We start from the raw sequence: 13,559 nt of genomic DNA on the forward strand, positions 1-13,559 counted from the left end.
GGCATTGGTGTGGGGGTGGTTATCTGGCATGTCGAGCGTCGACTGCCATTTTCATCCGAAGCTCAGGCTGGGTAAAGATTGCAGCGCGTTGGCCTGACCGCTGCACGTTCTCGCGTCGACCGCGGGCGGGAGCAAGGGCAGGGCGAACGTGAACGCGGCACCCTGGCCTTTGATGCTCGTGGCCCAGATCCGGCCTTCGTGGAACTCGATGATCGAGCGACAAATGGACAAGCCCATGCCCAGGCCTTCATCGCGGGTGGTATAGAACGGGCTGAACAAACAAGACAGTTGGGTTTCTTCGATCCCCTTGCCGCTGTCTTCGATCTTGATCAGCACTTCGTTGCGTTCCACCCAGGTGCGAATGTCCAGCGAGCGGTTACCGTCACTCGAAGTGCCCATGGCCTGGCAGGCGTTCATCACCAGGTTGATGATCACCTGCTGCAATTGCACGCGGTCGCCATTGATACGGGCCTGGCCGGTGTCCAGCGCCAGGTGCTGCCTGATGTGCTTCTGGTTCATCTCGTGCTGGATCAGCAGCAGGGTGTCGGTGACGATGCTGTCGAACACCTGTTCCTGGCGATGGGGCAGGCACTTTTTCGACAGTGCGCGGATGCAGGCGATGACCTCATTGGCTCGCTGCGAGCTCTGAATGATCCGCTGCACGGACAGTTTTGCCTCGTGTAGGTCGGGTGGTTCACGGTCCATCCAGCGCAGGCAGGATTCGCCGCTGGAGACGATCGCCGCCAGCGGCTGGTTGACTTCATGGGCGATGGAGGCGGCAAGCTCGCCCAGTGACGTCGTGCGGGTGACGTGGGCCAGTTGCGCCTGGGAATCGAACAACGCCTGTTCGGCCTTGCGCTCGCAGGTGATGTCCATCAACGCGGCCACGTATTCACGGCACTTGGGGCAACTGCCGGGGTTGATGGCATTGATCACCATCTGCGCGTAACGCAGGCTGCCGTCCGGCATGATCAGGCGTTGTTCCAACTCGATGTCCAATGCCCCGGCGGCGAGTCGGGCGAACAGATCGTCAGCCTGCAAGCGGTCGTCAGGGTGCAGGCGGGCCGTCATCAACGCCCAGGAGGGCTCGATGTCCTGGGGGTAGCCATAGATGCGGAAGGCTTCATCCGACCAGCGAATTTCCTTGCATTGGCCATGCTCGAAGCGCCAGCCGATGCTGCCGGTCCGGCTCAGGCGCTGTGCGCTGGTGAGAAACGCCTGATTGCGCCGCAGCTCATCGGTCGACCATTTGCCGCGCAGGGTCAGCAGGGTGATGGTCAGCAACGAGACGACGCACCGAATGTAGCCGGCAATACTGCCTGTCTTCTGGATAACGTATTCGAAGATAAAATCGCCGGTGACCAGCACGAAACAGAGAAGCGCTACGTACAACACTACCCGAATCGAAAAGATATGCGCCGAGACGAATAGCAAAGTGATGTAGAGCACCGCATGGGCCAGATCCGAGTCGAGCATCAGGTTGATGGATGAAATGGTAATGGCCGCCAAAAAAGAGGCGCTGAACGCCAGCCGGTCTGATGCCAGAATACGCTTGCACAGTCGGGTGAGCATCATGTTGTCGCCTTCCGTACTTGATTGGACCAAACGATCAGAAAAATCGACGAGCCATGTTCTTGATAAAAAAAGCGCTCTTTGGGGAAAGAGCGCTAAAACCCATTCTGGCCAGGAGAAACCAAATCGGGTGCGGGTCTTGATGGAGCAGTAAACCGGGTCGGTCAGTCCATGTTGAAGTGCGTGTTGATATACATGGGCGAGTCGTAACCTGTGCCCAGGGCTGCGACGCGGCGTTCGATCAGGCGGTCGGAACCACCTTCGGCGACACGGCGTTCGATGAGGCGGTCGGAGCCACCTTCGGCGACACGGCGCTCGATCAGGCGGTCGGAGCCACCTTCGGCAACGCGGCGTTCGATCAGGCGGTCGGAGCCACCTTCGGCAACGCGGCGTTCGATCAGGCGGTCGGAGCCCCCTTCGGCGACACGGCGTTCGATCAGGCGGTCGGAGCCACCTTCGGCGACGCGGCGTTCGATGAGGCGATCCGACCCGCCTTCGGCAACGCGACGTTCGATCAGGCGATCCGACCCGCCTTCGGCGACACGGCGTTCCATCAACCGATCCGACCCGCCTTCGGCAACGCGACGTTCGATCAGGCGATCCGACCCGCCTTCGGCGACACGGCGTTCCATCAACCGATCCGACCCGCCTTCGGCAACGCGACGTTCGATCAGGCGATCCGACCCGCCTTCGGCAACGCGACGTTCGATCAGGCGATCCGACCCGCCTTCGGCGACACGGCGTTCGATCAGGCGATCCGACCCGCCTTCGGCAACGCGGCGTTCGATCAAGCGATCCGACCCGCCTTCGGCGACACGGCGTTCGATGAGGCGGTCGGAGCCACCTTCGGCGACACGGCGTTCGATCAGGCGGTCGGAACCGCCTTCGGCGACACGACGTTCGATCAGGCGATCCGACCCGCCTTCGGCAACGCGACGTTCGATCAGGCGGTCGGAGCCACCTTCGGCGACACGGCGTTCGATCAGGCGGTCGGAGCCACCTTCGGCGACACGGCGTTCGATCAGGCGGTCGGAGCCACCTTCGGCGACGCGGCGTTCGATCAGGCGATCCGAGCCGCCTTCGGCGACACGGCGTTCGATCAGGCGGTCGGAACCACCTTCGGCAACGCGGCGTTCGCTGAGGCGATCCGCGCCTCCTTCAGCGATACGGGTAGGTGCCGATCGTGGGCGATATTGCTGTTCCGGTGGCTGGGTGTCTTCGTGAGCATTGTTCTCCCGCCCGGCAACGACATTCGGTTCAACGCAGGTTTCGCCGGCGACAGCGTGCCCTGCGATCAAACCCGTTGCCGCAAGAAAAGCGATGGCCAGGCCGAGATCTTGAGTCTTCATCATATTCACCCTATGTGGACGGTAGGCTCTTCCATGAATATCCCGGGCAGGTCGATGCACTATTCATGTTAGCGAGCGTATAAAACTGCAGGAATTGGGTATTGCCGGAACTGACTAAATAGTAAAGGACTGAACAGTTGCGTCACTTATGCGTAGGGTTTTCTCGCAGGTATCTTTGTATGAGTTACTCACACTTAGGTATTAATGGCGATTAAGCAGAGGCTCTAACACTGTTTTAGGCCGCTGTAGCGATGGGTTGTTAGATACCCCGATCTATACATATGTATGTTGTAAGCAGTGGGGACGGATGACAGTCTTCAAGCAGGCGGGGCCATGTCAGATAGCCCCCAATCATTGAAGGTTGAGCTAATTGTCAAACGCACCAATCATTTCGATCGTCGATGATGACGACACCGTTCGTACCTCGCTGGACAGCCTGGTTCGGTCAATGGGCTACAGCGCCAGGACCTACGCCTGTGCCGAGGACTATCTGGCATGTAGCGTTGCTGAATCAACGGCTTGCCTGATTTCGGATGTGCGCATGCCCGGCATGACCGGCTTTCAGATGTACGAGGCATTGCAGGCGCGCGGTCGACGTCTGCCAGTGATCTTCATCACCGCCTGTCAGCGCGAAACCACCGAGTTCAAGGCCCGTGAACTGGGCGCTGCCGGCTACTTCAGGAAGCCTTTCAGCGGTCAGCAACTGATGAGCCGCGTGCAGGATGTCCTGAACGCCGCGGCAGCCGGCTAGTGCATCAGCGAAGTCATCGACCCTCGGCAACTATTGTTAGAGGTAATAGTGACCATCACCAAACGCAAGTTCCACTTTGCCGGCAATCACCGGACAATCACCTCCATCGAATGCAGATCACGAAGTTGCCTTGAATCATCCGGCTAACCCCGCTCATGGCGCCGCTTCCTCAATGATCAAGCGAACCTTTTTTTCAGGATGAGACCGATGCGTCGTTTATTTTTTACTGCCATGGCGGTTGCCTCGCTCGCTACGCTCGCTGGATGTGCTTCGGCACCCAATGACCCGACGCTGACCTTGCAGACCAGCAAGACCCCGGCCGAATACGCCGATTGCGTTGTGCCGAAACTGCAGGGTGATTCATTGCACCCAACGGTCTCCCAGACTCAGCGCAGCTACCGGATCGTCGTGCCGAGCAAGATTTCCGCGGACAACGTGGTCGAGGCCTACAAGGCCGGTAATGGCGGCAAGGTGTTCATCTACGAGCGGCACCTGCTGGCCTCGAACTTCCTGCCATCGAGTTTTGGCCGCGCCGCCCAGGACTGCATCTGATTCAAGCTGTAAACGTTTGCCCCGAGCTCCTTTGGTTGGCCGCAACCAACCAATTCCCTTGCCCCACACCTGATCGGATGTGGGGCTTTTTTTTGTCCAGGATTATCCATCCGCCCATTCCCCCCATTCTCCTGTAGGAGCGAGCTTGCTCGCGATGGTCGCCAACGATAACGCTGGGCACCTGACACCCCGCGGTGTTCTTGAGACCATCGCGAGCATGCTCGCTCCTACAGGGAGATGGGCGAAATGGTGGAGTGGGGGAATGCAGGTAACTGTGGGAGCGAGCCTGCTCGCGATGGTCGCCAACGATGACGCTGGATGCCTGATACCCTGCGGTGTTTTTGAGACCATCGCGAGCAAGCTCGCTCCTACAGGGACATGGGCGAATGGGGGAGTTGGGGAATGCAGGTAACTGTGGGAGCGAGCCTGCTCGCGATGGTCGCCAACGATGACGCTGGATGCCTGACACCCTGCGGTGTTTTTGAGACCATCGCGAGCAAGCTCGCTCCTACAGGGGCGGGGGACAGGCAGGGTGTTGATTGCCGAAACGAAAACGCCCCGACCACAGGGCCGGGGCGTTTTTTCTCGCGGGGCGGATCAGTAATCCCAGAACGCTGCAATCCAGCGGAACGCGTTGCCGTCGATGGCCACGCGGCCAACGGACGGGAACGGCAGGTGGGTCGCCACGAACAGCTCGCCGCTCGCGGCGGCTTCCTGCATCAGGCGCACGCGAACCCGGACCGATTCCTCCGGATCATGTTCGAAGCCGTTGTGCCATTCCGGGTGTTCGAAGGCGACGGGGAACAGTGCGTCACCGGCGAAGGTCAGTTTTTCGCCCGCGGAGTTCACGTAGACCACGCAGTGCCCTGGGGTATGGCCGCCCGTGAGTTTGGCCACCACGCCCGGTGCCACTTCGTACTCGTCGTCGAACGTGCGCACGTTGCCGCGGTAATCGTTGATGAACTGGTTGGCGGTGGCACGCAGGACATCCGGCACCGGCGACGGCATGTCGGTGTGTTCGAAGTCCGGCGATTCCCAGAACGCGACTTCAGTCGCCGTCACATGGATGCGCACATCAGGACTCAGGCGCTTCTTCACGTCATCGACCAGCAAGCCGCCGATATGGTCCATGTGCATGTGGGTGATGATGATGTCGGTCACGGAGCCCAGGTCGATACCGGCGTTTTCCAGGCGCTTGGGAAGCTGGCCTGCCCGTGGAAACCCGGGGAATTGGCCACCCAGGCCGGCGTCTACCAGGATGGTCTGGTTACCGGTGCGGATGACCAGCACGTTCAGTGCCCAATCGAATGCGTCAGGACCGACGAAGATGCTCTCGAACCACTCGCGACGGGTTTGTGGGTCGACGTTGGTGGACATGGTCGAGGTCGGCAGCGGCAGCACGCCATCGCTGACTACCAGCACGTCGATCTCGCCAACGCGCAGCGCATAGCGAGAAGGCACCAGCTCTTCGAAACCGGCAGTGCCCGGGTTGAATGCGGTGGTGGGTTCAAGGGCTTGGGGATTGGTATCCAGGTGCAAGGTCATGGGTCGGTCTCCGGTATTTGGGGCAAAATTTCCGATGAAATTTTTCCTCTGCCCGACGGCTGTTCAATCAGTTGCTGTCAATCTATCCGCAACTTTCATGGCGTAATCAACGCAGGCCGCTAGTTCAGGCTTGTTATGAGTGCAGCAGGTTGTCTGCTGTAAATTCATAGTATTGGCGGACCGCCCATGGCGCAGTTCTACGTCGGTTCAGAAAAACCATACGTCAGTGGCATGGGGATATACGAAGGTTTAAAACAGCATGGGCAATACATTCAACGGTGCTGATGGAGGGCCGTTTCGATATAGCTCAGAAGTTTGTTGGTTTCACAGGGTTTAGGCAGATAGGCGATCAGCGTCGGCGACTCGCTGATCGCCTGGGGAAGGTTTTCGGGGTATGCCGTGATGAAGATCGTGGGAATCCGATGGCCCATTTCGAGCAGATGTTGATGCAGCTCAAGGCCGCTCATTCCGGGCATCTGAATGTCGGAAATCAGGCAGTCGGTGTGAGCGGGGTCGTTCGAATCCAGAAAGGCCAGCGCACTGCAGTAAGTCTTGATTTTGTAGCCCATGGAACGCAACAGATTATCAAGCGCCATCCGCACTGAATCGTCATCATCGACGATTGCAACAATCATCCTGGCGGTGTTCGAGTCCTGGTTCATCAAGTGTGCTCATGAAGTTTTCTATCGTGATTACAACATACGCGAAGTGGGTGGGGGTAAAAGTATACCTATGTATGATCGGCTAAGACCTAAGCGTCGTTGTCGTGCTGGAAACGCCTGTGGAATGATTATTTTTTTGCCGTGGATGGGTTATCTTCTCATTTAACGGCTAGTCTCAATGGCACAACTCCCTGACGGCTCCGCCGAAAAAAACAATAACCGCATGACCGTCATGCGCGGCCGTTGCAAGCCGACCTCTTGTTCCCCATCCGATGGATAACGACATGCAGATACTGTGGAACGATGGCGAGCGCACGTTCTCTCGAGAGCCGGGCTCGGCGGCGCAGGGCGGCCGTCCGGTGCTGGTGGCGCGGCCGACTGCCGAGCAACCGCTGCCGGCGTGCCTCGGTCGTTTCGCCCACGAGTTCGCCCTCAAGGATGAACTCGATGGCGCCTGGGCCGTGCGGCCGCTGGAGATGGTGCGAGAAAACGGCCAGATGTATCTGCTGCTGGAGGACACCGGCGGTACGCCACTGCTGCAATTGTTGAATGCTCCCATGCCCACGGCGACCTTTCTGCGCCTGGCCATCAGCATTGCCCAGGCATTGGGCAAGCTCCATCAGCGCGGGTTGGTGCACAAGGACATCAAGCCGTCGCACATTCTGGTCAACTGCGCCGATGGCCGGGCTCGCCTGACCGGGTTCGGCCTGGCGTCGTGGCTGCCCCGCGAGCGCCAGGCGCTGGAAACCATCGCCGGCACGCTGGCTTATATGGCACCCGAGCAGACCGGGCGGATGAATCGTTCGATCGACTTGCGCAGCGACCTGTATTCCTTCGGTGTCACGCTCTACGAGATGCTCACCGGTTCGTTGCCCTTCATGGCCTCTGACCCGATCGAGTGGGTCCATTGCCACATCGCGAAAAAGCCGCAGTCGCCGAGCGAGCGGGTCAAGTCCGTTCCCGACGTGCTGTCCGGGATCGTCATGAAATTGTTGGCCAAGACCGCCGAAGAGCGTTACCAGACAGCCGCGAGTGTCGAACAGGATCTGCGCCAATGCCTGGCCGACTGGGAGTCGCTGGGGCACATCAATGCATTCGCGCTGGGCGAGCAGGGCACCTCCGACCGGTTGATGATTCCCGAGAAACTCTACGGCCGCGAGCAGGAGGTCAGCGCGCTGATCGCTGCGTTCGACCGCAGCATCGCCAGCGGCGCGCCGGAGCTGATGCTGGTCACCGGTTATTCGGGGATCGGCAAGTCGTCCGTCGTCAATGAACTGCACAAGGCGCTGGTGCCGCCCCGTGGTCTGTTCGCCGCCGGCAAGTTCGACCAGTACCGGCGCGACATTCCCTATGCCACGCTGGTGCAGGCGTTCCAGAGCCTGGTGCGTACGCTGCTGGGCAAGAACGACGTCGAACTGGCGCAGTGGCGCGATGCGCTGCAAGGTGCCCTGGACGCCGAAGCGGGGCTGATGACCGACCTGATACCGGAACTGAAACTGATCATCGGTGAACCGCCACCGGTGCCTGCCCTGGAGCCACAGCAGGCGCAACGACGGTTCCTCCTGGTGTTCCGACGCTTTATCGGCGTGTTCGCCAGGTCCGAGCATCCACTGGCACTGTTTCTGGATGATTTGCAGTGGATCGACGCGGCGACGCTCGATCTGCTGGAAGACCTGCTGACCAGCTCCGACGTGCAGCACCTGTTGCTGGTGGGCGCCTACCGCAGCAACGAAGTGAATGTCGGCCACTCGCTGACCGGCAAGCTCCAGGCCATTCGCAACAGCGGTGGGCGGATCGACGAAATCACCCTGGCGCCCCTGGCCAAGGTTCACATCGAGCGGCTGATCGCCGATGCGCTGCACGACGACCTCGTGCACATCGAGCCGTTGGCGCAACTGGTGCTGGAAAAAACCGCCGGCAATCCGTTCTTCGTCATTCAGTTCCTGCACACCCTGGCCGACGAAAAACTGCTGACCTTCGATCATCAGGTCAGACAGTGGAGCTGGAGCGCCGAACGCATCCACGCCAAGGGCTACACCGACAACATTGTCGACCTGATGGTCGGCAAGCTCACCCGCCTGCCACCGGAAACCCAGCACGCGCTGCAACAACTCGCCTGCCTGGGCAACGTGGCCGGAACCGCGGCGCTTTCGACCGTGCTGGGCATGACCAAGGCCCAGGTGCGCGCGGTGTTCTGGGAGGCCATCCGCCAGGAACTGGTGCATCGCCTGGAAGGTGCCTACGGGTTCATGCACGACCGCATTCACGAAGCGGCCTATTCGCTGATTCCCAAGGCCGAGCGACCCGAAGCGCATCTGCGCATCGGGCGTTTGCTCGCGGCGCAGACGCCCGAGCATGAACGTGAAGAGGCGATTTTCGAGATCGTCGGCCAGCTCAACCGTGGCGCTGCGCTGTTGACCGACCGGGACGAACGCGAGCAACTCGCCAGGTTCAACCTGATGGCCGGCCAGCGTGCCAAGGCTTCGACAGCCTACGCCTCGGCCCACAACTACCTGACCACCGGCGCACAGTTGCTGGACGAGGATTGTTGGGAGCGCCTGCACGATCTGATCTTCGCGCTGGAACTGAACCGGGCCGAATGCGAGCTGCTCACCGGGCAATTGTCGGTCGCGGAAAAGCGCCTTTCAGCACTGTCGGAGCACGCCACGACGACGATTGAACGGGCGAATGTCGTGTGCCTGCAGGTGGATGACTACCTGATGATGGATCGCAGCGATGCGGCGGTCACGGTGTGCCTCGACTATCTGCGGCATGTCGGTATCGAGTGGTCGGCCAGCCCGAGCGACGATGAAGTACGCGAAGAGTACGAACGCATATGGAAGTTGCTCGGTAACCGGGAAATCGAATCGCTGATCGACTTGCCCTTGATGCAGGATGACGCTTCGTTGATGACCGTCAGCGCATTGGGCAAATTGTTCCCGCCGGCGGTGCAAACCAATGCCAACCTGACATGCCTGGTCATCTGCAAGGCGATCAGCCTGTGCCTTGAAGGTGGCAACTGTGATGCCGCGAGCTTGCACTATGCCAATGCCTTCCGGGTCCTGGGACGGCGTTTCGGTGATTATCAAGCCGGGTTCCGTTTTGGTCAGCTCGGTTGTGCGCTCGTTGAACAGCGGGGTTTGAAGCGCTTCGAAGCGAGTACTTACCTGTGTTTTTCGATTTTTGCCGTGCGCTGGATGAAGCCCGTCAGCGAGTGCCGTGATCTATTGCGCCGTTCGTTCGTGGCGGCGAATCGAATCGGTGATCTGCCCTATGGCGCCTACGCCGGTAACAGTCTGATTTCCGATTTGTTGTTTGCCGGCGAGCCATTGTCCGAAGTCCAGGCTGAGGCCAAGCGAGGGTTGTCCTACGCACGCAAGGTGCGTTTCGGTCTGGTGATCAGCTTCATGAGCACACAGTCGGCGCTGATCCGCATGCTGCGAGGCCTGACATCGGTCTTCGGGTGCCTCGATGACAGCAAGTTCAACGAGACAGGCATCGAGGCCCATTACGCCAGCAACCCGGACCTGGCCCTGGCCGAGAGCAAGTACTGGGTGCGCAAGCTCCAGGCCCGCTACATGGCCGACGATTTGCCCACCGCCATGCAGGCGGCCGACAAGGCCAGGCAGTTGCTCTGGACCATGAGCCTGTTCTTCGAGGAGGCCGAGTACTACTTCTTTGACGCCCTGACGCGGGCACGCTGGTGCGACAGTCTGGAAATCGGTGAGCGCGCCCCGCACCTGAGCGCCATGGCCGCCGCACATCAGCAATTGAACACCTGGGCGCAACAGTGCCCGGAAAATTTCGCCAGCCGCGCCGCTTTGGTCGAAGCCGAAATCGCCCGTGTCGAAGGGCGGATGATCGAGGCCGAGCTGCTGTTCGAACAGGCCATCCACTCGGCGCAAAAAAGCGGCTTCATTCATATCGAAGCGCTGGCCAACGAGCTGGCTGCGCGGTTCTACGCCGCTCGCGGGCTTGGCAAGGTCGCCAGTGTGTACATGCAGGATGCCCGCTACGGCTACCTGCGCTGGGGCGCTGACGGCAAGGTGCGCCAGCTCGAGGCGCGCTACCCGGCGCTGCGTACGGAAACCCAGGCGCTCGGGCCGACGACGACCATGGTCGCGCCGGTCGAACACCTCGACCTGGCGACCGTGATCAAGGTTTCCCAGGCAGTGTCGAGTGAAATCGTCCTGGAAAAGCTGATTGACGTGATCATGCGCACGGCCATCGAGCAGGCCGGCGCGGAGCGGGGCGTGCTGGTCCTGTCGGACACCGGTGAGCACCGCATCGCCGCGCAAGTGACCACCGGCAGCGACTCGATGCAGCTGGGTGATGAACCGATGACATCGGCGCGACTGCCCCAGTCGCTGCTTTACCATGTGTTGCGTACCGGCGAGACCGTATCGCTGGATGATGCGATGACCGAACCGGCGTTCGCCGACGACCCTTACATTCGCCAGCGCAATGCGCGCTCGATCCTCTGCCTGCCGCTGATGAACCAGGCCAAGCTGACCGGCGCGCTCTACCTGGAAAACAACCTGGCCGCGCGGGTATTCAGCCCCACGCGCATTGCCGTGCTCAAGCTGGTGGCCTCGCAGGCGGCGATTTCCCTGGAAAACGCTCGTCTGTACCGTGAGGTCGCGGAGCGCGAAGGCAAGATCCGCCGTCTGGTGGATGCCAACATCATCGGCATTCTGGTGTGGGACGCCAATGGCGACATCATCGAGGCCAACGATGCGTTCCTGCGCATGGTGCGTTACGAACGCGAAGACCTGACCTCGGGCCAGTTGCGCTGGCGGGACCTGACCACACCGGAGTTTCGCGAGATCAGCGAGCGACATCTGGCCCAGGCGGTGCGCACCGGTTATGCGCAACCGTACGAAAAAGAATATTTCACCAAGGACGGTGGGCGCCTGCCGGTCATCGTCGGCCTGGCCATGTTCGAGGCCAATACCAAGGAAGGCGTGGCCTTCGTCCTCGACCTGACCGAGCGCAAGCAGGCGGAAGAGAAAATCCGCGACAGCGAGCGGCGTTATCGCGAGGTGCAGACCGAACTGGCCCATGCCAACCGCGTGGCGACCATGGGGCACCTGGTGGCGTCGATTGCCCACGAAGTCAATCAACCGATCGCCGCCGCCATTCTCAATGCCGACGCGGCCTTGCGCTGGATGAGCCTGCAACCGCCGGAAATCGACGAAGTGCGCACCGTGCTGGGCAGTCTGATCCAGGACGCCAATCGTGCGGCCGATGTGTTGGGGCGCATTCGTCAACACATTCGCAAGGCGCCACCGCAGAAGGGGCCGGTGGACATCCATGCGGCGATCGGCGAAATGATCGAACTCACCCGTGGCCAGGTCAGCAAGAACGGCGCGTCGCTGCTGACCGACATCGAGCAGGCGCTGCCTTCGATCACCGGAGACCGCGTCGAGCTGCAACAGGTGTTGCTCAACCTGATCATGAACGCCCTCGAAGCCATGAATGGCGTGAGTGACGATGAGCGCCAGTTGCACATCAGCGCGCGACTGAATGATGCCGGCAGCGTGCTGGTCTGTGTCAGCGACTCGGGGCCGGGGTTCTCTTCGGACAACACCGAGCAGATTTTCGCCTCGTTCTACAGCACCAAGCCGACCGGCATGGGCATGGGGCTGTCGATCTGCCGCTCGATTATCGAGGCACATGGTGGCCGCTTGTGGGCCAGCGCCAATACGCCGCGGGGCGCTGTCGTCCAGTTCACCCTGCCGGTGGAACAGGTCGAGGCGTAATACTTAGGTTTGCACTGAGGTATATGAATGGTCGTTTGAAGTAGTCACAGGTACAAATGTAGTGCCGCAACCCCAGCGATATAGTCGTTTCAAGGGTTGCGGAGAATGTATCGTGAATACGCTGGCCATGAAGTTGACGAGTGGGTGCCTGGACCTGATGCAAACCGACGCGCAAGCTGACAACTTGCCGGTCGGTTGCCATCTGGTCAGCCCCAGAGGTTTTTACTTGCACCACGGCATCTACCTGGGTGGCGGCGAGGTCATTCATTACTCCGGGTTCAGCGGTTCGTTCAGGGCCGGGCCGGTGGAAGTGGTCGGTCTTGAACAGTTTGCCAATGGCCGGTCCATCTGGATCGTGCAGGAGGCCCGGGAATATTCGGATGATGAAGTGGTCAGCCGTGCCCGCTCGAGGGTAGGGGAGAGCCGATACAGCGTGTTCTCCAACAACTGTGAGCATTTCTGCAACTGGTGCATCAGCGGCAAAAGTTGCAGTGCGCAGATCAGGGCATTGTTCCATTACCCGCGTTACTGGCTGTCGCTGGTTTCGGCGCTGCACCTGTCCTTCATCGCGTGAATGTCCGCATATTTCCAATGGATTTACGCAAGTTTGTGTACTGCTCAATCTGAGATAAAGTGGCGTACTACACTTTTTCTCAAGCGGGGAGCTGTGCATGAGCGGGAATCCACCCTCCAACAAGCAAGGCAATCAAAGCCCTACGGTGTTTGTGGTGGATGATGACGCGTCCATGCGCAATGCCTTGAGCAACCTTCTGCGCTCGGCCGGCATTCAGGTCGAAACCTTTGCCTCCACGACCGAGTTCCAGGACCGCCCCAAGGGTGACAACGCCAGTTGCCTGGTGCTAGATGTCCGGCTGCAAGGCGCCAGTGGCCTGGAGTTCCAGCGCCAGTTGGCCAGCAGCAATGCCAATATTCCGATTGTGTTCATCACCGGCCATGGCGACATCGAAATGTCGGTCAAGGCGATGAAGGCCGGCGCGGTGGACTTCCTGGCCAAACCCTTTCGCGAGCAGGACCTGCTGGACGCGGTATCGGCGGCATTGCAGGCGGATGTCAAACGCCGGGAAAACGAACAGCAGTTTTCCGACCTGCACAGCCACTATCAATCGCTGACCGTGCGGGAAAAAGAAGTCATGGCCCTGGCCGTCAAAGGCCTGATGAACAAACAGATCGCCGGCCAGATGAACCTCAGCGAAATCACCGTGAAAATCCACCGTGGCCACGCCATGAAAAAGATGAACGCCAAATCGTTCGCCGACCTGGTGCGCATGTCCGAAGCCCTGGGCGAACGCCTGGAACACTGACCCAGAACCCGCCCCCACTCCCTGTGTGGGTGTATGACATCAGG

The 13,559-nt window shown here is 60.2% G+C and carries 9 protein-coding genes and 1 pseudogene; 5 read left to right on the plus strand and 5 right to left on the minus strand.

The window, feature by feature from the left end:
• Window positions 1-51: 51 nt before the first annotated feature.
• The 3 genes and pseudogenes from ABVN20_RS05425 to ABVN20_RS05435 all read right to left on the minus strand — a co-directional run.
• Window positions 52-1,575, minus strand: coding sequence for an ATP-binding protein (locus ABVN20_RS05425; RefSeq protein ID WP_368554468.1), 1,524 nt, complete (start codon window positions 1,573-1,575; stop codon window positions 52-54).
• Between the two features lie 161 nt (window positions 1,576-1,736).
• Window positions 1,737-2,126, minus strand: a complete 390-nt coding sequence (locus ABVN20_RS05430) for a phage infection protein (RefSeq protein ID WP_368554571.1) — start codon at window positions 2,124-2,126, stop codon at window positions 1,737-1,739.
• A 255-nt stretch (window positions 2,127-2,381) separates the two neighbouring features.
• Window positions 2,382-2,738, minus strand: a pseudogene (locus ABVN20_RS05435) (phage infection protein); the annotation flags it as partial.
• Window positions 2,739-3,291: 553 nt separating this feature from the next.
• Between ABVN20_RS05435 and ABVN20_RS05440 the strand changes: the two are divergent.
• Together ABVN20_RS05440 and ABVN20_RS05445 are read left to right on the plus strand one after the other, a co-directional pair.
• Window positions 3,292-3,672: a response regulator transcription factor gene (locus ABVN20_RS05440; RefSeq protein ID WP_368554469.1), complete on the plus strand. Its 381-nt coding sequence runs from the start codon at window positions 3,292-3,294 to the stop codon at window positions 3,670-3,672.
• A gap of 207 nt (window positions 3,673-3,879) precedes the next feature.
• A complete protein-coding gene (locus ABVN20_RS05445) occupies window positions 3,880-4,224 on the plus strand; it encodes a hypothetical protein (protein ID WP_368554470.1) in 345 nt (114 codons plus the stop codon).
• A 597-nt stretch (window positions 4,225-4,821) separates the two neighbouring features.
• On the opposite strand, the gene ABVN20_RS05450 is transcribed toward ABVN20_RS05445, so the two are convergent.
• Window positions 4,822-5,769, minus strand: coding sequence for an MBL fold metallo-hydrolase (locus ABVN20_RS05450; RefSeq protein ID WP_368554471.1), 948 nt, complete (start codon window positions 5,767-5,769; stop codon window positions 4,822-4,824).
• A 272-nt stretch (window positions 5,770-6,041) separates the two neighbouring features.
• A complete protein-coding gene (locus ABVN20_RS05455) occupies window positions 6,042-6,431 on the minus strand; it encodes a response regulator transcription factor (RefSeq protein WP_368554472.1) in 390 nt (129 codons plus the stop codon).
• 284 nt (window positions 6,432-6,715) lie between these two features.
• Between ABVN20_RS05455 and ABVN20_RS05460 the strand changes: the two genes are divergently transcribed.
• The 3 genes from ABVN20_RS05460 to ABVN20_RS05470 all read left to right on the plus strand — a co-directional run bounded on the left by ABVN20_RS05460 (window position 6,716) and on the right by ABVN20_RS05470 (window position 13,515).
• On the plus strand, window positions 6,716-12,193 hold the full coding sequence (locus ABVN20_RS05460; RefSeq protein ID WP_368554473.1) for an AAA family ATPase: 5,478 nt from the start codon (window positions 6,716-6,718) through the stop codon (window positions 12,191-12,193).
• A 112-nt stretch (window positions 12,194-12,305) separates the two neighbouring features.
• Complete coding sequence (locus ABVN20_RS05465) at window positions 12,306-12,767, plus strand: lecithin retinol acyltransferase family protein (RefSeq protein WP_368554474.1); 462 nt, start codon at window positions 12,306-12,308, stop codon at window positions 12,765-12,767.
• Between the two features lie 97 nt (window positions 12,768-12,864).
• Window positions 12,865-13,515: a response regulator transcription factor gene (locus ABVN20_RS05470; protein WP_368554475.1), complete on the plus strand. Its 651-nt coding sequence runs from the start codon at window positions 12,865-12,867 to the stop codon at window positions 13,513-13,515.
• Window positions 13,516-13,559 lie beyond the last annotated feature (44 nt).

The organism is Pseudomonas sp. MYb118 (assembly GCF_040947875.1).
Lineage (GTDB): Bacteria > Pseudomonadota > Gammaproteobacteria > Pseudomonadales > Pseudomonadaceae > Aquipseudomonas.

Bases quoted from the DNA above. Each gene is read 5' to 3' on its own strand.
- ABVN20_RS05425 (WP_368554468.1), bottom strand. From the start codon at position 1,575: ATGATGCTCACCCGACTGTGCAAGCGTATTCTGGCATCAGACCGGCTG.
- ABVN20_RS05430 (WP_368554571.1), bottom strand. From the start codon at position 2,126: ATGGAACGCCGTGTCGCCGAAGGCGGGTCGGATCGCCTGATCGAACGT.
- ABVN20_RS05445 (WP_368554470.1), top strand. From the start codon at position 3,880: ATGCGTCGTTTATTTTTTACTGCCATGGCGGTTGCCTCGCTCGCTACG.
- ABVN20_RS05450 (WP_368554471.1), bottom strand. From the start codon at position 5,769: ATGACCTTGCACCTGGATACCAATCCCCAAGCCCTTGAACCCACCACC.
- ABVN20_RS05455 (WP_368554472.1), bottom strand. From the start codon at position 6,431: ATGAACCAGGACTCGAACACCGCCAGGATGATTGTTGCAATCGTCGAT.
- ABVN20_RS05460 (WP_368554473.1), top strand. From the start codon at position 6,716: ATGCAGATACTGTGGAACGATGGCGAGCGCACGTTCTCTCGAGAGCCG.
- ABVN20_RS05470 (WP_368554475.1), top strand. From the start codon at position 12,865: ATGAGCGGGAATCCACCCTCCAACAAGCAAGGCAATCAAAGCCCTACG.